We start from the raw sequence: 19,334 nt of genomic DNA on the forward strand, positions 1-19,334 counted from the left end.
GCGATTTCGTCCTAATGCTTGCAGTCAAACCTTCCGTTTCATCCCACACAAAATAAATCAATCATAGCGAGGTGTTTTAATTGCCAAAACGAGCACTAATCAGTGTATCTGATAAAACCAATATTACCGATTTTGCAAAGAAACTTACCGAACTAGACTACGAAATTATTTCTACAGGGGGCACCCTTAAAGCGATACAAGAAGCAGGCGTTGAGGCACTTCCTGTAGAGCAGGTTACTGGTTCTCCGGAAATTCTTAATGGACGCGTAAAAACCCTGCATCCGGTTATCCATGGTGGACTGCTAGCCAAACGTGATAATGATGACCATATGAGTCAGCTCAACGACCTGGGAATCGATCCTATCGACATGGTGGTAGTGAACCTTTATCCATTCAAACAAACGCTTGATCAATCAGGAGTGACCGAAGAGCAAATCATTGAAAATATCGATATTGGCGGACCGACTATGCTGCGGGCGGCTGCCAAGAGTTTCAATGATGTGACGGTTGTAGTCGACCCGTCTGATTATGCGTCCATAATTAAAGGCCTGACGGAGGGGACATTCGACCATTCTTCGCGCAAAAAACTTGCAGCAAAAGTATTCCGTCATACCGCACAATATGATGCGCTGATTGCGGATTATTTTACCGATGATCCTTTTCCTGAGAATTACACGGTAACATATGAGAAAGTCCAGACATTAAGGTATGGAGAAAATCCTCACCAGCAGGCTGCATTTTATAAAAATTCACGGAATACAGCGGGAAGTCTGGCATCAGCCAATCAGCTGCATGGCAAGGAACTTTCCTATAACAATATCCAGGATGCAAACGCAGCCCTTGAAATCATCGGCGAATACGAAGAACCGGCCGCTGTTGCGGTTAAACACATGAATCCATGTGGAATCGGGCTTGCAGATACGTTGAATGATGCCTTCACCAGAGCGTATAAGGCTGACCCAATATCTATTTTCGGTGGGATTGTTGCATGCAACCGGACAATCGATACAGATGTCGCCAATCAGCTAAGTGAAATTTTCCTTGAAATCGTCATTGCACCGGAATTCACCAAAGAAGCACTCGACATTCTTACGAAAAAGAAAAATATCCGACTGCTTGAGCTGGAAATGGACAACAACCGAAGCAGCTATCATAAACTGACCACTGTAAAAGGCGGCGCACTTATTCAGGACAGCGATCAAGCGCAAATCACGCAAGATAACCTGACGATTGCAACTGAAAAAGCACCAACGAGCGCTGAAATAGCCGATCTTCTTTTTGCATGGAAGGCGGTTAGGCATGTGAAATCAAATGCCATTGTCCTTGCAAAAGATCTGCAGACAGTTGGCATTGGTGCCGGACAGATGAACCGGATAGGAGCAGCTGAAATTGCGATTAAACAAGCGGATGATAAAGCTGAAGGATCGGTTCTCGCATCTGATGCATTTTTCCCAATGCCTGACACAGTCGAGGCAGCGGCGAAAGCGGGAGTGAAAGCGATTATCCAGCCGGGCGGTTCCAAGCGGGATCAGGATTCAGTCGATATGTGCAACAAATATGGCATCGCAATGGTTTATACAGGCATGCGCCATTTCAAACACTAACTATATGAAGGGTGTTTTACTATGAATATTTTAGTTGTCGGACGCGGGGGACGTGAGCATAGTATCGTCATGAAACTGGCGGAAAGTGACCAGGTCACCACCATTTATGCGGCACCGGGTAATGGCGGGATGGCCCATCAGGCAGAGTGTATTGCAATTGATGAAATGGACATTGACCGGTTGGCTGAGTTTGCCAAAGAAAAGAAAATTGATCTGACAATTGTCGGGCCGGAGAACCCTCTGCTCGCAGGAATTGCTGATAAGTTTCACGAAGAAGGTATTCCTGTATTTGCGCCATCAAGCGATGCGGCGCTGATTGAGGGGAGCAAGAGTTTTGCAAAGACATTCATGCAAAAATACGACATTCCAACTGCAGCGCATCAGACATTTACGGAAGCTGATGAGGCGAAAAAATATATCCGTCAAAAAGGTGCGCCGATTGTCATTAAAGCAGATGGACTTGCTGCCGGAAAAGGTGTTGTCGTTGCGCAAACTGAAGAGGAGGGAATTCAGGCTGTCGATGATATGCTGGTCGGAAAAACTTTTGCCGATGCTGGCGCAAAAGTAGTAATTGAGGAATGTCTCGTTGGAAAAGAATTCTCACTGATGGCGTTTGTCCATAAAAATACCGTTTATCCAATGATACCTGCCCGCGATCATAAGCGTGCTTTGGACCATGATGAGGGGCCGAATACCGGCGGAATGGGCGCCTATGCGCCTGTGCCGGACATATCCAGGGAAACGCTTCGTTATACAACAGAAGAAGTTCTCCAGAAGGCTGCGGATGGATTGGTTGAAGAAGAAAGACCATTCACCGGAATTTTATACGCTGGCCTGATGATGACCGAAACTGGTCCGAAAGTTATTGAATTTAATGCTCGTTTCGGGGACCCGGAAACACAAGTGATTTTACCACTATTAAAAAATGACCTGGCGCAGGTTATGATGGATATTCTTGAAGGCAAAGACCCAAGCCTTGAATGGAAAAATGAAAGTTGTACCGGCATTGTTCTGGCATCCGCAGGTTACCCGGGTTCCTATGACAAAGGCGTGCAGCTTGAATCCGTCAAGGAATCACCAAACGGTTTTATTGTACACGCAGGAACACGGAAAACAGCTGAAGGACTTGTCTCGGACGGTGGCAGGGTATTACTTGCAGGAGCAACCGGAGCAACCGTTCACCAAGCAGCAGAGGCTTCCTATAAAATGCTTGAACCATACGCTGATTCTGGTGCGTTTTTTTACCGGAAAGATATCGGCCAAAAATAATACAAAAGCCTAGGGTGGTCCGCAAAGTTATTGTGGCCCCTGGGCTTTTCCCTTTATCAAGAAGGCTGTTTTCTAAAAGATTGTTGCTTTAGACACCAAATATATAAACCGCGACGTAACATTATAGTGGTTTTCTGTTCACGAAGCTGGTATATACTCCCTTTCCACGGGCTTACCACGAGCCTCCTCGCTCGCCAAGAACGCTCCCTGTGGGGTCTCTTAGTCTCGATGTCCTGCAGGATTGTCGCATATTCCAGCTGCTAGTTTAAATGTTTCACATCTTTGTATTGGGCTTCAGAAGTGAATAAGATTCAGCGAAGGAAATACATGGAGACTCCAGCGGGAAAAGCAACTGCTGAAAATCCCGCAGGAAGTGGTTTTCTTCCGAGGAAGTTGAAGCGTTGCCCGCGGAAAGCGTAATGTATTTCTGGAGCGAAGCTGCGCTGACTGTTATGTCGCATTTTATATCTAATTCGATATTAAAAGCAACAAAGTTTACGAGAAGAGGTATCAAGAAAGGAATTCATTTATCCAATCCACGTACTTATCTTTTTCATACCGCATATACAAATCGCTTGTCAGGATTATTTGGTTGCCGAAGAAAAAGCGTTCATACTGTGTCTGACGGGTGCCGAATGCGCTCATCGTCAAATCCCACGCCAGTCGGAAAAGTTTCACCCGGGCTTCGGCGTCCTTTGTCTTGCTCTGCAAATATTGATTTAAATCGTCCCGGATTGCCGAACTGAAATCTGCTTCCGTTGGTATTGTGATCATTCCACTGGAGCCGAGAAGCTGAATAATCTCCGACAAACGTGGATAGATTTTCGGGAAGGTGCTTATACATACCTGCAACGGTGCCAGTTCCGGCCGCATCAGTCCGAACTTATCGATTGAAGCATTTACTTCCGATTTGATTAATAACGCCCGCATCGTTTCCAGGGCAGTGATAATTTCAGCAACGTTCTCCCTGACGTTCTGATATTCACCAATATTGATTGTCTTAACAATTGATTGGGCGAGACCAAGCAGAAATTCCACTTTTACAACCTGCCGGGATACTACCTGATGTAAGGTGAAAGGCAGAAATGCACTCTTGGAACGGAAGGTGTTCGCAACCATCATATTTTTGTAAAAAAATACGCGGTCCCAGGGTATCAACACGTTATCAAAAACGACAACAGAATCCATCTCCTCAAAGCGTGAGCTCAGCGGATAATCAAATTCTGACTCCCCTCCGGCAAACGATTCCCTGCACAGAAACTTCAGTCCTTTTGCATTGCTTGGGACCGAGAATGCAAATGCGCTGGCATTGTCAGTGATACCGCCCGGCGAGAAAACGAGTACTTCGTCGGTTATGCCGCCTTTTGTCGCTAGCAGGCGAGCTCCCTTAACTATAATTCCTTCGTCATTCTCGGCAATTATTTTAGCTGCGATTGGTTCATCGGACTCTTCAAAATAAAATGACGCACGGTTTACTTGCGGCTCAATAAAGGTATGTGTAAAACACAGGTCTTTCTCACGGGCTTTCTCATAAAATGTAACGAGCCGGTCGGGAAAACAATTTTCCTGTCCGTCTAGGATTGTCGCGGACGCGGCGAACGTCATTAATACAGTGTTCATGTAGTCGGGACTTCGGCCAAGCATCCCGGCATTGATGCGGGCCCATTCCTGTGTCATTTTGCGACGTTTAGCAAGATCGTCTTTTGTTTTTGGCATTAAATAGGAAGTTCCTATCCGGCTGCCGGTTTTCGGTGACTGATATGTCAGGAGTCCGGATAAGTCGGTTTTGTGCTGCATATCATACAGAGCTGCCTGGGACTGAATGGCACCTTTAAAAGCAGGGTGGTCTGAAACATTGCCTTTCACCCGTTTGCCATTGAACCAGATTTCTGAATTTAACCGGTCAATCCGTTCCACATATTCCTGTCCCGTAATTACTGGCATGGTAACACTCCTGTCCTGAAAATTATTAGTCTTGTAAATAGGCAAATCACTATATTTCATCATATTTGCCGGGCGGGAATTATGTTCCTTAAAACAGCAGAATGGCACCACAAACCTATGTCACAAACTTTTCACTTTAATCAACAGAAACTTTACAGCGTTAAAGAAAAAATATGTTACTATTAGAAAAAGCCTAAATTTAGTATTGGAGCGTTGCGCGATGTTGGAAAATGGCTATTACTGGAGAAACCGTGAATTGAGGGAACATGCTGCGGTGATTGATGGAACCGAAGCACCTAGTATCCTTTTAAAGAACGGGACATATTTAAATACTTATACTAAACAATGGTTAAAAGGAAACATCTGGATATTCAATGACCGAATTGTTTACGTTGGTGATAAACTCCCTGAAACTGATGAAAAGACCGAAACAATTGAATGTGACGGTTTATTTCTTGTACCTGGGTATATTGAGCCGCATGCCCATCCATTCCAATTGTATAATCCGGAATCGCTGGCACTCCATGCAGCTAAATATGGAACGACTGCGTTGGTTAATGACAATATGCTATGGCATTTTCTTTTGGATAGAAAGAAAGCGTTTTCTTTATTGGAAGACTTTAATAGATTGCCAGTTTCCATGTACTGGTGGGCGCGGTTTGATTCGCAAACCGCACTTCAAAACGAGGAGGAACTTTTCAGCACCAATAAAGTACTTTCCTGGCTGGAACATCCGTCTGTAATCCAGGGAGGCGAGCTAACTTCATGGCCAAACCTTATGGCCGGGGATGACCGTCTTTTGTATTGGATTCAGGAATCGAAACGTCTCGGAAAGCCAGTTGAAGGACACTTCCCAGGGGCATCGGAAAAAACGTTGACAAAAATGAAACTGCTTGGTGCTTCGGCTGACCACGAAGCAATGACAGGAAAAGAAGCAATCCGCCGCCTGGAGCTTGGCTATCAGGTAGGACTGCGCTATTCTTCCATTCGACCTGATTTGCCAAAATTGGTTGAAGAGATTCTGGAGGAAGGGCTGCAGACATTCGATCACCTGACAATGACAACGGACGGAGCTACACCGGGATTCTATGAAAAGGGTCTGATGAACATTTGTATCGGTATTGCAATTGACAAAGGGATTCCTGTAGCGGATGCATACCGGATGGCCACCCATAACGTCGCAATCCATTATGGCCTGATTGATGAACTGGGTGCTATTGCACCGGGCCGGGTAGCGAATATAAATATATTAGAAGAAAAAGAGAATCCTGACCCGTTAAGCGTTCTGGCTAAAGGGGAATGGGTTATGAAAAATAATGAAGATCAACATATCCCGCCAGAAATTAATTGGACAAAATATGGTCTCGGCCGTGTTGAATTTGACTGGGATTTGAAAATGGAAGATTTGCAGTTTTCGGTGCCAATTGGGCTGCATCTGAAAAATGAAGTAATCATCACTCCGTATGCGATTGAGACAGACGTCACACTGGACATTCTTCCGGATACGAACGATGTGGCATTTCTGGTGCTTGTCGACCGGCATGGCAAGTGGCGGATTAATACAACACTGAAGGGATTCACGAATAAGCTGGGTGCACTGGTAAGTTCTTATTCCACTACTGGTGATATTGTCTTTATCGGGAAAAGCAAGCCGGATATGCTCCTCGCATGGAAGCGGATGAAAGAGCTTGGTGGAGGAATTGTTCTTGCTCACCAAGGTGAGATTATATTCGAACTACCACTTCAGCTTGGCGGCAGTATGTTTAACGAAGACATGATAGCACTGATTGCACAAGAAAGTAAGTTGAAATCAATCCTGGAAGATTTCGGGTATCATTTTGAGGACCCTATCTATACAATATTTTTCCTGTCATCCACGCACCTGCCATATATACGGATCACCCAGCAGGGTATTCTTGATGTCAAGAAGCGGGAGGTCCTCTTCCCAGCTATCATGCGATAGTTTATAATGGAGAGAAACTGAAACTAACAGAAAAATAGGGGTGGAATGTTGAAGAAGTCATTATTCTATTTACTTATTACTCTACTGACAATGATTCTACTTGCGGGATGCAATGGGGAGGAAAAGACTGCAGATACGGGCAAAGAAAAGGAAAACGCTGTGGAAGAGAAAGAGCAGGTGGAGACTGACGCCGATGAAGCGTCAAATGTATATCCGCTGACCGGTGTAAAAACCAACAAGCCGGTTAATGACCGGATTGTTGGTGTGATGGTGAATAACCATACAAAAGCACGGCCACAGACCGGGCTATCAAAGGCAGATATTGTATTTGAAATCCTTGCAGAAGGACAAATTACGAGGTTCCTGGCAATGTTTCAGAGCCAGCAGCCGGAAATTGTCGGACCAGTCCGCAGTGCGCGGGAATATTATTTTGAACTCGCCAATGGTTACGAGGCGTTGTATGTTTACCATGGTGCAGCTGGTTTTGTAAATGATATGATCAAGAACCGCGGAATTGAACATTTAAATGGTTCGATATATGATAATGATGGTAATCTATTCAAGCGTGAAACTTTCCGGCAGGCGCCACACAATTCGTATCTACTGTTTGACGCGGTATATGAAGTGGCAAAAGAAAAAAGCTATGACGTAAAGCATGATTATAAACCGTTGCCTTTTTTAGATAAGAAAGAAGTTGGAAACATTTCAGGCAAACCGGCAAATCATGTGGAAATCGTATACTCGGACAACCCAATGGAAGTCGTGGAATTCAAATATGATGAGGAAAACGGTAATTATACGCGATTTAATGACCGGGAAAAAACAGTCGAACTGAATTCAGAAACGCCAATTCAGGTAGAAAATGTCTTTATTGTATTCACCGATCATAAGGTTATTGACAGTGCCGGACGCCGTGCAATAGATATCAAATCAGGTGGGGATGCTTATCTGATCCAAAATGGGAAAATTCAGGAGGTCCAGTGGGAAAATCGTGAGGGACGGATTATCCCTGTTAAAGATGGACAACCTGTCGGATTTGTTCCAGGGCAGACATGGATAAACATCGTCCCTAATGAGGACAAGAAATCTGTAAATATTTTAAACTAATTTTTCTGGGGGTTACGTCATGCAAATTGATAAACTGCGGGGGAAGCAGTTAGACCAGCTGTTTGATGCCATTCTTTCGCTGAAGGACCGTGAGGAATGCTACCGGTTTTTTGATGATATCGCAACTATGTCGGAGATACATTCAATTGCCCAACGGTTGCAGGTGGCCAAAATGCTGACAGAGGGCCATACGTACAGTGTGATAGAGAATGAAACGAACGCTTCAACCGCAACCATTTCACGTGTCCGCCGGTGCATCAATTTTGGCAGTGACGGGTATAAGCTGGTTCTGGACCGGCTGATGGACGCTGAGTAAACAAAGAGGTTGGGACATAAGGCAAGAAATCTTATAATGTTATCCTTTTATTGTTGGAACATATTTCAAAGTTGATAAAAAATGCGACGTAGTGCAAACTCAACGCTTGACTCAGAATGCTCTTTAAGGGTGCGTCTTTGTTGCTCCGGAAATACACTACGCTTTCCATGGGCTCGCGCTGAGCCTCCTCGCTCGCAAAGAACGCTCGTTGCGGGGTCTCAACGTCTTCGCTTTCCCGTAGGAGTCTACGCGTATTTCCTGCGCTAAGCATAGAGTTGATTGTAGTAGAAGGCAAAGAATTCAATAGGAAAGTGCCCCTGTAAGGGGGGCGTATCATTGTTGGAAGCAAAATCCGATTTTAGTCGGCCTTCACTTATTTGCACTTACTTTGGGGTCTTCAGACTGTTACGTCCCATGGAGTGCTGTATTTATCCGCGGCTTTGAATAGTTTCCCTAATAAAACAGGAGGATACCTTTGCCAGTTGCATAGTATATCTATATTAATAATGGCATTAGCGTAAGCAATACGCTGAGACTCCTGCGGAAAAACGAGCCTAAGAGACCCCGCAGGAGCGGTCTTTGCGATCGAGGAGGCTTGTGGTGAGTCCGCGGAAAGCGAAGTGTATTGCTGGAGCGAAGCTCAAGCTATTTCTAAAGTTTTTAGTATGTCGCAGTTTATAGTTTATACGAAGGTTTGCTAATACAACCGAACTATCTTATTACTGAAGATAGTTCGGATTTTATATGACTTATACACGTTTAATCCAGCCCGTTTTCTAATGATTTATTATTGAAGTACTAAGGTTTAAAGCCGCATTTTCATCCCACTATTGCTTGTCCCTGCATTCCCATCAAATTCCCTTAAAAATATATCATTTCCCCCTAAATTCACAGCCCGATTTTTGGTATACTTAATGAATGGAAACAAATGCATTATTCATTTACTATAGAATCAAATAATGCCTGTTTACTATAAAGCAATGCTTTTTATATAAATTTTGTTACTCTTTATCCATTGTAGTTGACATGACCCGAATGATGAGAGCAAATTTGTCTGCTTCGGACTAATGAGGTAATAAAAATACTTATCCAATATTTTTTGAATATGGAGGATACACGTTGAACAATACACTGACCGAATGGAAGCATATATTTAAGCTTGATCCTGCCAAAGAAATTTCGGATGAGCATCTCGACATGATCTGTGAATCAGGAACCGACGCTGTGATTGTTGGTGGAACAGATAATATTACGCTGGATGGGGTGCTGGACCTACTTTCGCGAATTCGTCGCCACGCTGTCCCATGTGCACTGGAAATTTCAGACATGGAAGCAATTACGCCTGGGTTTGACTATTACCTGATTCCCATGGTGATGAACAGCAAAGAAAAGAAGTGGATGATGGACTTGCAGCATCAGGCCATAAAAGAATACAAGGACATTATGGACTGGGACGAAATGTTTGTGGAGGGCTACTGTATTTTAAATGATGAAGCCAAAGCGTTTGACCGGACAAACTGTACACTGCCGGAAAATGATGATGTTACGGCGTACGCCTACATGGCTGAGCATGTTTTCCATCTGCCGGTATTTTATATGGAGTACAGTGGTACATACGGTGACCCGGAACTGGTAAAAGAAGTCAGTGCACAACTGTCGAACACGAAGTTATTTTACGGCGGAGGTATTGAAAATAACTTTCAGGCACGCGAGATGAAAGAAAATGCCGATACCATCGTTGTGGGCAACATTATTTATAAAGATATAAAAAAAGCACTCAAAACCGTTAAAGCGGTAAATGATATGGAATAAGGTGGTGGCAGTGTGAGTCAGACGACAGGAGACTTGCTAAGCGGATTAAATAAGGAACAAAAGGAAGCTGTTAAACATACAGACGGTCCATTGCTGATTATGGCAGGGGCTGGAAGCGGAAAAACACGAGTGCTGACTCATCGGATTGCATACCTGCTCGGTGAAAAAGATGTATCGCCAAGAAGTATTCTTGCTATCACATTCACCAACAAAGCAGCCCGTGAAATGAAGGAGCGGGTACGTAGGCTTGTTGGTCCCGTCGGGAATGAGATCTGGGTTTCAACCTTCCACTCGATGTGTGTGCGAATCCTTAGACGGGATATTGACCGGATTGGGTATAGCCGGAACTTCACTATTCTGGACAGCAGTGACCAGTTGTCGGTTATCAAACAAATACTCAAGGATCTGAACATCGATCCGAAAAAATTTGAGCCGCGCGCAATACTTGGATCAATCAGTTCTGCAAAGAATGAGCTGATCACTCCAGAGGAATACGAGAATAAGGTTGGAGACTTTTTTCAACGTCAGGTTTCACAGGTGTATACCAGGTACCAGAAGATATTGCAGAAGAACCAGTCGCTGGACTTTGATGACTTGATTATGCAGACAATTCACTTGTTTAAACGGGTGCCGGAAGTACTTGAGTTTTATCAGCGCCGGTTCCAGTATATCCATGTGGATGAGTATCAGGATACGAACCATGCGCAGTACTATCTCGTTCAACAGCTTGCCAATCGTTACCAGAACTTGTGTGTTGTCGGTGATTCAGACCAATCAATCTATGGCTGGCGTGGTGCCGATATTGCTAACATCCTTTCATTTGAAAAAGATTATCCATCCGCACAGGTGGTAATGCTTGAGCAGAACTACCGCTCAACCAAATCAATCCTTGAGGCGGCCAATAAAGTAATCGCAAATAACCCGGGACGTAAACCGAAAAACCTCTGGACTGAAAATGACGATGGTAAAAAGATTCATTACTATCAGGGGGCAACCGAACAGGAAGAAGCATTTTTCATAACTGATAAAATACAGGAGCTTACCCAGCAGGATGGCTATTCACTTAATGATATCGCTATTCTTTACCGGACTAATGCCCAGTCACGTGCAATTGAGTCAACCCTGACCAAGTCTTTCATCGACTATCAGATGGTTGGCGGCCAGAAGTTCTATGACCGGAAGGAAATTAAGGATTTGACGTCTTATCTGCGTTTAATTACTAATCCTGACGACGATATCAGTTTTGAGCGGGTTGTTAACGTACCGAAACGGGGTATTGGAAAAACATCGGTTGATCGTCTGCGGGCATACGCAGCGGAGCACGGTATTTCCTTGTATCAGACGGTTAAAGAGGTTGATTTTACCGGCGTATCGAAAAAAGCCGCCAATGCGCTTGCGGAATTCGGTAACCTGATAAAGACGTTGACACAGCAGCAGGAATTCCTGACTGCAACCGACATGGTTGAGGCCGTGCTCGAACGGACAGGATATGAACAGACGCTAAAAAATGAACGAACCATCGAGGCCCAGAGCAGGCTGGAAAACCTGGAAGAGTTCATGACGGTAACCAAAGACTTTGAAAAAACAAATGAGGATAAGACGCTTGTTGCGTTTCTCACGGATCTTGCATTAATTGCCGACATCGACAAAGTGGATGAAGAAGACCCTGACAATGATGCAAAGGTAACGCTGATGACACTTCACGCTGCAAAAGGCCTGGAGTTTCCGGTAGTATTCCTTATCGGTATGGAAGAAAATGTGTTTCCGCACAGCCGGGCGATGTTTGACGAAGAAGAAATGGAAGAGGAACGCCGTCTTGCATACGTGGGAATCACCCGTGCCGAACAGCAGTTGTACCTTACCCATGCAAAAATGCGGACTCTATTTGGACGAACAAATATGAATCCAATCAGTCGCTTTATCAATGAGATTCCGGAAGAACTGATTGATGGAATCGAACAGGCTCATGCGACTATGTACGGTTCTTTTGAGAAGCCTAAAGACAAGCCGGCTCCAGTAAAACGACGTGCGGAGCGGATGCAACAGACGACGGGTGCAGAAAGTCAGGAATGGGCTCCAGGCGATAAAGCAAAACATAAAAAATGGGGCGTAGGAACTGTGGTAAAAGTACAGGGTGAAGGCGACGGGATGGAACTCGATGTTGCTTTTCCTGCACCGACAGGCATTAAACGCCTGCTGGCAAAGTTTGCGCCAATAACGAAGGAATAGGGAGGTGCTTGGACGTTGGATAAACAACAAGCACAGCAAAAAATCAAGGAATTGACAGATCTGCTTAACCAATATAATTACGAATATCATGTACTCGATAAACCAAGTGTCCCTGACGCTGAATACAATAAACGAATGCAGGAGCTCCGTAAAATTGAGGAAGAGTTTCCGGATTTGATCACTCCTGATTCACCGACACAGCGAGTTGGTGCTGAGCCTCTCGACGCCTTTCAAAAGGTGCAGCACAACGTCCCAATGCTTAGTCTCGGAAATGCTTTTAATGCGGACGACCTCCGCGATTTTGCAAAGAGGGCTACACAGGGCGCAGATGGAGCTGTTACGTTTGTCTGTGAGCTGAAAATCGATGGTCTGGCCGTTTCCCTGACATATGAAGACGGTAAGTTCGTCCGTGGTGCAACCCGTGGGGACGGTACCATAGGGGAAGACATCACGAGCAACTTGCGGACAATCCGTAGTATCCCACTTTCTATAAAAGAAACAGACACGATTGAAGTGCGTGGCGAAGCGTATATGCCACATAAATCATTTCTGGCGCTTAACGAGGATCGTCTGAAAAATGATGACGAACCTTTTGCTAACCCGCGTAACGCTGCAGCAGGGTCATTAAGACAGCTAGACCCAAAGATTGCTGCAAGTCGTAACCTGGACATTTTCCTGTACGGAGTCGGTGAATGGGAAGCTGGTACTTTAGAGTCACACAGTGAGCGGCTTGAATACATGAAGGAACTTGGATTTAAAACCAATCCCGAGTGGAAAAAATGCGCCACAATCGAAGAAGTTATCGAGTATGTTGAATACTGGGAAGCCGAACGCCCGAACCTGAATTACGAAATCGACGGAATTGTGATAAAAGTTGATAATCTGGACCAGCAGGAAGAACTCGGCTATACCGCTAAAAGTCCACGCTGGGCAATCGCGTACAAGTTTCCCGCCGAGGAAGCACTCACTACTTTACGGGATATTGAGCTGAGTGTAGGTCGTACGGGGGTTATCACACCAACAGCCCTTCTGGCCCCTGTTCAGGTAGCTGGAACGACAGTAAAGCGTGCTTCTCTTCATAATGAGGACCTTATCCGGGAAAAGGACATCCGTTTAGGTGATACGGTGGTCATTAAAAAGGCTGGCGATATTATTCCGGAAGTTGTCCGGGTTGTCGAAGAAAAACGCACCGGTGAGGAAAAAGAATTCTTCATGCCTGACGAGTGCCCTGCATGCGGAAGTGAACTTGTCCGCCTGGAGGAAGAAGTTGCGCTGAGATGTATCAACCCGAATTGTCCTGCGCAATTGAAAGAAGGACTGATTCATTTCGTTTCAAGAAATGCAATGAATATAGACGGCCTTGGGGAAAAAGTAGTCATCCAGCTTTTCCAGGAACAGTTGATCAAAACCATCGCAGACTTATATCGATTGAAGCGTGAAGAACTGCTTCAGTTGGAGCGGATGGGTGAGAAGTCCGTTGATAATTTGCTGAATTCTATTGCGGCCTCTAAGGAGAATTCACTTGAGCGGCTGATTTTTGGTCTTGGCATCAGGTTTGTCGGTTCTAAAGCAGCGAAAACGTTGGCTGCACACTTTGAAACAATGGAATATCTCCAGCATGCAACCTTTGGTGATATAATCGCCATTAATGAAATGGGCGAAGTAATGGCCGATTCCATTGTTCGGTATTTTGAGGAAGAGAAAGTTATAGATTTGTTGAATGAACTGAGAGACCTAGGTCTGAACATGGAATACAAAGGACCAAAGAAGCAAGACATCGCAGCAGATTCCCCGTTAGCTGGGAAGACCGTAGTTCTCACGGGGAAAATGGAAGCTATGTCCCGGACAGACGCTAAAGGTGCAATTGAAACATTAGGTGGTAAAGTAACTGGAAGCGTTAGTAAGAAAACTGATATTGTTGTCGCCGGGGAAGATGCAGGTTCCAAGCTGGATAAAGCAGAGGAACTTGGCATTACCGTTTGGAATGAAGAGCAGCTTAGAGAAGTTTTAGATAATTAAGGAGTGGGGATTTTGAAAAAAATTAGGCTTTGCCTGCTGGGAATCCTTCTGCTACTGGCAGCCTGTACACCCAACATGAACAAAGAAGAAGAAGTTGTTAAAAACAACGATGATGAAACAAAACAGCAGACAGCAATTGTGACAAGTAATGTTTCTTCCGAGGAGAATTACCGCACAATCTTGCCGTATCGTCCAAGTGCCTCACGTGGTGTCATTGTAAACCAAATGGGGAACCGTGTGGATATTGACGAGATGGAGGCGGGGTTGCGGCGTCTATCAAAGGATTATTTCGACCCGAAAACTTATTTTTTCGAAGAAGGTCAATATCTTGAAGAAGATATGATGTATGACTGGCTGGAACGTGAACTGACAAAGGAACAGCTTCAGGAGGTAATCAATGAACAGGTTGCTACCTATAAGTCTAACAATCCAGGTGCAAGGGAAAGTGCAATCGAATCATTGAAAGAAGAAATCAGACATGAAAACTCACTGGCACTTAATCCAACGATTGAGCACCCGTGGGAGGAATACAAAAATACGAAGGAACAGCATAAAAGCAGTCCAAAGTACCTCTCTCACATTCTGGAACAAAACTTTTTGAAAAAGAATGAAGATAATTCGGTAGATTTGGCTGGCATGTCGATTGGCATAGCGATGAAGTCTGTCTATTCCTTCCAAACACAACAAGGTGGGCCAAGCTATTACCACAACATTCCAAAGGATGTCATGGTCCAAAAAGGGAAAAAGATAGCCCAGACAGTCCTGGAACGTATCCGGAAAATGGAGGGGCTTAGCAAGGTCCCTGTTATGATTGCCATTTACAGAGAAGAAGATCAAGGATCTCCGGTACCTGGGAACTACGTCGTTAAAACAAGCGTTAAAGGCGGCGACATGTCCATTGATGAATGGGAAGAGGTCAAGCAGGATTATATTTTATTTCCTTCTGATGAGGCCGAGAAAAAATACTATGATGATCAGCAACTCATTCAGAACTTCGCAGCAAAAATTGAGGAATTCTTTCCAAACTATGTTGGCGTGATCGGGGAAGGATTTTATATTAATGAAGAACTCCAAAAACTAACATTGGAAATACCGATCGAGTTTTACGGAAAGGGTGAAGTAATCGGGTTTACCCAATATGCTTATGGGTTAGTCAAAGAAATGTTCCCGAACTACTTTGACCTTGAAATAAAGGTCAAGTCCACCAAAAAAATGGAGAGTGTCATTTACCGTGAGGCAGGAAAAAATGAGCCTACCGTACGCATTTTCAACTAGCAAAATCTTACAGAATCGTTTCTTTGCAGTGTTAGTGGTAATGGGGTAGAATGAGGGATGGAAATACTCCATCCCTTTTTTATGCAGTTATATGAAACCGCACACATGGAGTAAATATCTAATTCTAAGGAGGTTATTTCATGGTAGTACCCTACAAACACGAGCCTTTTACAGATTTCACACTAGAAGCAAACCAGAAAGAAATGCACCAAGCACTGAAAAAGGTGGAAGCCGACCTTGGGAAGGAGTATCCGCTGATTATTAATGGCGAGCGGATTACTACTGAAGACAAGATTGTATCGGTCAACCCAGCCAATAAGGAAGAGGTTGTCGGATATGTATCCAAGGCTAATCAGGAGCTCGCTGAACAAGCAATGAAGGTTGCGGACTCAACCTTTGAAACCTGGAGAAAATCCGATCCTAAGTTTCGCGCCGATGTTCTTTTCCGTGCAGCTGCGATTGTACGCAGACGTCGACATGAGTTCACTGCACATCTTGTAAAAGAGGGCGGTAAACCTTGGAAGGAAGCAGATGCTGATACAGCGGAAGCTATCGACTTTATGGAATACTATGGTCGTCAGATGCTTCAATTCAAGGATGGTTCTGAAATAAACAGTCGTCCAATCGAATATAACCAGTTCCACTATATTCCGTTAGGTGTTGGAGTGGTTATTTCACCATGGAACTTCCTGTTTGCAATAATGGCTGGAACAACAGTTGCCGCTATGGTTACCGGTAATACCGTATTACTTAAACCAGCAAGTGCCACTCCAGTTATAGCATATAAATTTATGGAAGTACTTGAAGAAGCTGGTCTTCCTGCTGGTGTAATTAATTACATACCTGGATCAGGCAGTGAAGTCGGCGACTATCTTGTAGACCATCCACGTACCCGCTTCGTCAGCTTCACAGGGTCACGCGATGTCGGAACCCGTATCTTTGAACGAGCTGCAAAAGTACATTCGGGTCAGAAATGGTTGAAGCGCACCATCATTGAAATGGGTGGTAAAGATACTATTGTGGTTGATAATGAAGCAGATCTGGAACTTGCTGCACAATCAATCGTTCAATCTGCATTTGGATTCTCCGGACAGAAATGTTCAGCTTGTTCACGTGCAGTAATTCATGAAGATGTTTACGACCAGGTAAAAGACCGTGTTGTTGAGCTGACAAAAGAATTATCTGTGGGTGATCCTGCTTCCAACAAACATTTTATGGGCCCTGTTATTGACCAGGGAGCCTACGACAAAATTCTAAGCTACGTTGAAATCGGTAAAAAGGAAGGCGAACTTCTTGCCGGTGGTGAGGGCGATGACAGCAAAGGCTGGTTTGTAAATCCTACCGTTTTCGGTGATGTAGATCCGGAAGCTCGCATTATGCAGGAAGAAATTTTCGGTCCTGTAGTAGGTTTAACGAAAGCTAAAAGCTTTGACCATGCAATTGAGATTGCCAACAATACTGAATATGGGCTGACTGGCGCAGTTATTACTAATAACCGTGTACACCAAGAAAAAGCCCGTGAAGATTTCCATGTTGGTAACCTTTACTTCAACCGTGGCTGTACAGCTGCTATTGTTGGTTACCAGCCATTCGGCGGTTTCAATATGTCAGGCACCGATTCAAAAGCCGGTGGTCCAGATTACCTGATTCATCATATGCAAGGAAAAACAACTTCCGAAATGTTCTAAGAAAATAGTCGCAGAATATGCTGAAAAAGACCTTTTTTACACAAATAGCTGTAAAAAAGGTCTTTTTTTGTCTGACTTTCCTCAAATCAGGAAAGTTGTTAAGTTTTTGAACGCTTAATCACTGTAAAACCCTTGCAACTTTCCCAATATGAATTATCTTAAAATATGTTATTATATAAATATAGAAATATTATTAGGTATACTAAAAATTCAGCTGGCAAGGTGGGTATAAAGATGGAAATAGGGCCCTATATCAAACTGCACCGAATTAAACAGGAAATGACACAGGCAGAGCTGGCTGAGGGAATTGTTTCATATGCTTACCTATCCAAAATAGAAAATCAGAAAACTGAGGCAAGCCCAAACGTGATTAGCCTGTTGTGCACACGGCTTGGAATTCAGCTTAATAACGAAACTGATGAGACGATCAGAAGGAAATGCCAGGAATGGTATGATATGCTTTTTGACGTGAATGACAAGGAAGAGATCATCAAGCGCTATCAGGAACTAAACGATTTGATGTATGAACACCATTCTGACAGTCTTGTGATGTTTGAGATTCACAAAGTAAGGTACTTTCTGGTTATAGGTGAAATGGAAGAGGCATTAAACCAGGTTAATAAACTTGCTGAAATGTCTGGAACCTTTGACAGTTTACATTCATTTTACTGGTATAAATTCAAAGGGAATTATAGTTCATTGACGAGTGAATTTAACCAAGCATTAAGAATGTATAAACTAGCCGAGGAAAAATTAAACCAACTAGATTTATCGGAAGACGCTGTAGCAGATATTCAGTATGTCATTGCAGTAACTCACAGTAAATTAAGAAATACACTGGAAGCTATTGATTATGCAGAGAAGGCCATTGATACTTTCAGAAAGCAATATAATTTTGTGAGGTGTGCACAATGTCATAATCTATTAGGAATATCTTTCAGACGAATTAGAATGTATGATAAAGCTATAAAACACTTCCATCTGGCACTTCATTTAGGAGAGTTAAATAAGAATAGACAACTTATACAATTAACTAATCAGAATTTAGGTTATTTGTACTCTACTAAGGGAGAGTCTAAAGAAGCTATTAAGCATTATAGAGAAATAATTTATGATGAAGAAGTAGATTTGGTTGAAAGACTGGCAGCCATTTCTTCATTGATAAAAGAATATAATGAAATATCCAATTATGAGGAAGCCAGGAAGGTAATAGATTATGGCTTAACTATGATTGATCAGTTCTCCGATAAGAATGAATTCAAATTATTCTATTATGTAATCCATACGTATCATTATTCGTTAAATAAGGACCATGATAAACTGGAAGTTTTATTGATAGACAATTTTATACCGTATCTGAAGCAACATAAGGATTACGCAAATATTGTTGTTTATGCTAATTTGCTTGCTAAACATTATGAGCAATTTAAAAAATATAAAGATGCAGCAAAATATTATAAAATGGCTAATCTGGCGTATGAACAGATTGCTGTGATTTAAAGGAGGGGATAAAATGAAAAAGCTAATGGCTACTTTTGCTTTAGGCACTCTTTTGGTTGCTGGATTTGCTGTGGCGCAAGACGGCCCTGCAGATACTGCGATGGACAGAGAACCTACAGTACTTTCTGTCGGCAATACCCTTTTCTAAGTTAATGGAAATACATTCAATTTCATGTTTGACGCAGTAATTTTTTTACCCTATTACGATAAATGTCTTTGCCTGAAAAAGTGTGGAAACTGTTTCAGGCTTTTTTTTGTGTAAATTCGGAAATAATATTCGAAAAGCTATGGTTATACAACTCCTTTAGCACTACCAAAAAAAACACTTATATCCATAAAATGGAATTTATCTCTTTCATTATACCTGTCCGAAACTTGGAGTAAATAAATTATTTCACATTTTGAAATACTCAAGCAGACCTAACACATCAACCGATTGAGCAGATTTTTAAAAAATCTAAAACTTTAGAATTAACCTGACGCTGTTGTCAAAACAAATAGTATATGGAATGATTATACTTGTGCTATTATTTAAATGTAGCTCAATTGATAATTTTCTGAAAGGGGAGTGCGCCAATGAACGAAGTAGAATATGCTATTTCGGGTGC

The 19,334-nt window shown here is 43.3% G+C and carries 13 protein-coding genes; 12 read left to right on the forward strand and 1 reads right to left on the reverse strand.

The genetic code is table 11. The features are described from left to right. The first annotated feature begins 80 nt into the window (after positions 1 to 80). Both purH and purD read left to right on the forward strand, forming a co-directional pair. Positions 81 to 1,604, forward strand: coding sequence for a bifunctional phosphoribosylaminoimidazolecarboxamide formyltransferase/IMP cyclohydrolase (gene purH / locus ACFO3D_RS14790; protein WP_390297661.1), 1,524 nt, complete (start codon positions 81 to 83; stop codon positions 1,602 to 1,604). A gap of 21 nt (positions 1,605 to 1,625) precedes the next feature. Then, the gene (gene purD / locus ACFO3D_RS14795) at positions 1,626 to 2,873 is read left to right on the forward strand and encodes a phosphoribosylamine--glycine ligase (protein WP_390297664.1); all 1,248 of its coding nucleotides are present in this window, start codon (positions 1,626 to 1,628) and stop codon (positions 2,871 to 2,873) included. 510 nt (positions 2,874 to 3,383) lie between these two features. Here the strand turns inward: purD and hpaB are convergent. Beyond that, positions 3,384 to 4,817, reverse strand: coding sequence for a 4-hydroxyphenylacetate 3-monooxygenase, oxygenase component (hpaB, locus tag ACFO3D_RS14800; RefSeq protein WP_390297667.1), 1,434 nt, complete (start codon positions 4,815 to 4,817; stop codon positions 3,384 to 3,386). A gap of 220 nt (positions 4,818 to 5,037) precedes the next feature. Between hpaB and ACFO3D_RS14805 the strand changes: the two genes are divergently transcribed. From ACFO3D_RS14805 to ACFO3D_RS14850, 10 genes are all read left to right on the forward strand, one after another. Continuing rightward, complete coding sequence (locus tag ACFO3D_RS14805; RefSeq protein WP_390297669.1) at positions 5,038 to 6,780, forward strand: adenine deaminase C-terminal domain-containing protein; 1,743 nt, start codon at positions 5,038 to 5,040, stop codon at positions 6,778 to 6,780. Between the two features lie 45 nt (positions 6,781 to 6,825). After that, positions 6,826 to 7,887, forward strand: coding sequence for a DUF3048 domain-containing protein (locus ACFO3D_RS14810; RefSeq protein ID WP_390297672.1), 1,062 nt, complete (start codon positions 6,826 to 6,828; stop codon positions 7,885 to 7,887). 19 nt (positions 7,888 to 7,906) lie between these two features. Then, the gene (locus tag ACFO3D_RS14815; RefSeq protein WP_390297676.1) at positions 7,907 to 8,203 is read left to right on the forward strand and encodes a YerC/YecD family TrpR-related protein; all 297 of its coding nucleotides are present in this window, start codon (positions 7,907 to 7,909) and stop codon (positions 8,201 to 8,203) included. 1,119 nt (positions 8,204 to 9,322) lie between these two features. Then, on the forward strand, positions 9,323 to 10,015 hold the full coding sequence (pcrB, locus tag ACFO3D_RS14820; protein ID WP_390297679.1) for a heptaprenylglyceryl phosphate synthase: 693 nt from the start codon (positions 9,323 to 9,325) through the stop codon (positions 10,013 to 10,015). Positions 10,016 to 10,027: 12 nt separating this feature from the next. Further along, positions 10,028 to 12,244, forward strand: coding sequence for a DNA helicase PcrA (pcrA, locus tag ACFO3D_RS14825; protein WP_390297682.1), 2,217 nt, complete (start codon positions 10,028 to 10,030; stop codon positions 12,242 to 12,244). A 15-nt stretch (positions 12,245 to 12,259) separates the two neighbouring features. Further along, positions 12,260 to 14,263 (forward strand): NAD-dependent DNA ligase LigA, encoded by a 2,004-nt coding sequence (ligA, locus tag ACFO3D_RS14830; RefSeq protein ID WP_390297685.1) that lies wholly within the window; start codon positions 12,260 to 12,262, stop codon positions 14,261 to 14,263. Between the two features lie 3 nt (positions 14,264 to 14,266). Next, on the forward strand, positions 14,267 to 15,538 hold the full coding sequence (locus ACFO3D_RS14835; protein ID WP_390297688.1) for a CamS family sex pheromone protein: 1,272 nt from the start codon (positions 14,267 to 14,269) through the stop codon (positions 15,536 to 15,538). A gap of 140 nt (positions 15,539 to 15,678) precedes the next feature. Further along, entirely contained in the window at positions 15,679 to 17,226 is a 1,548-nt protein-coding gene (pruA, locus tag ACFO3D_RS14840) for an L-glutamate gamma-semialdehyde dehydrogenase (RefSeq protein ID WP_390297691.1), read from the forward strand. A 234-nt stretch (positions 17,227 to 17,460) separates the two neighbouring features. Next, positions 17,461 to 18,726, forward strand: a complete 1,266-nt coding sequence (locus tag ACFO3D_RS14845; protein WP_390297694.1) for a helix-turn-helix domain-containing protein — start codon at positions 17,461 to 17,463, stop codon at positions 18,724 to 18,726. A gap of 13 nt (positions 18,727 to 18,739) precedes the next feature. After that, positions 18,740 to 18,874, forward strand: coding sequence for a hypothetical protein (locus ACFO3D_RS14850; protein WP_390297697.1), 135 nt, complete (start codon positions 18,740 to 18,742; stop codon positions 18,872 to 18,874). Positions 18,875 to 19,334 lie beyond the last annotated feature (460 nt).

Origin of the sequence: Virgibacillus kekensis, from assembly GCF_042654125.1 — a bacterium.
GTDB classification, from domain to species: domain Bacteria; phylum Bacillota; class Bacilli; order Bacillales; family Amphibacillaceae; genus Lentibacillus; species Lentibacillus kekensis.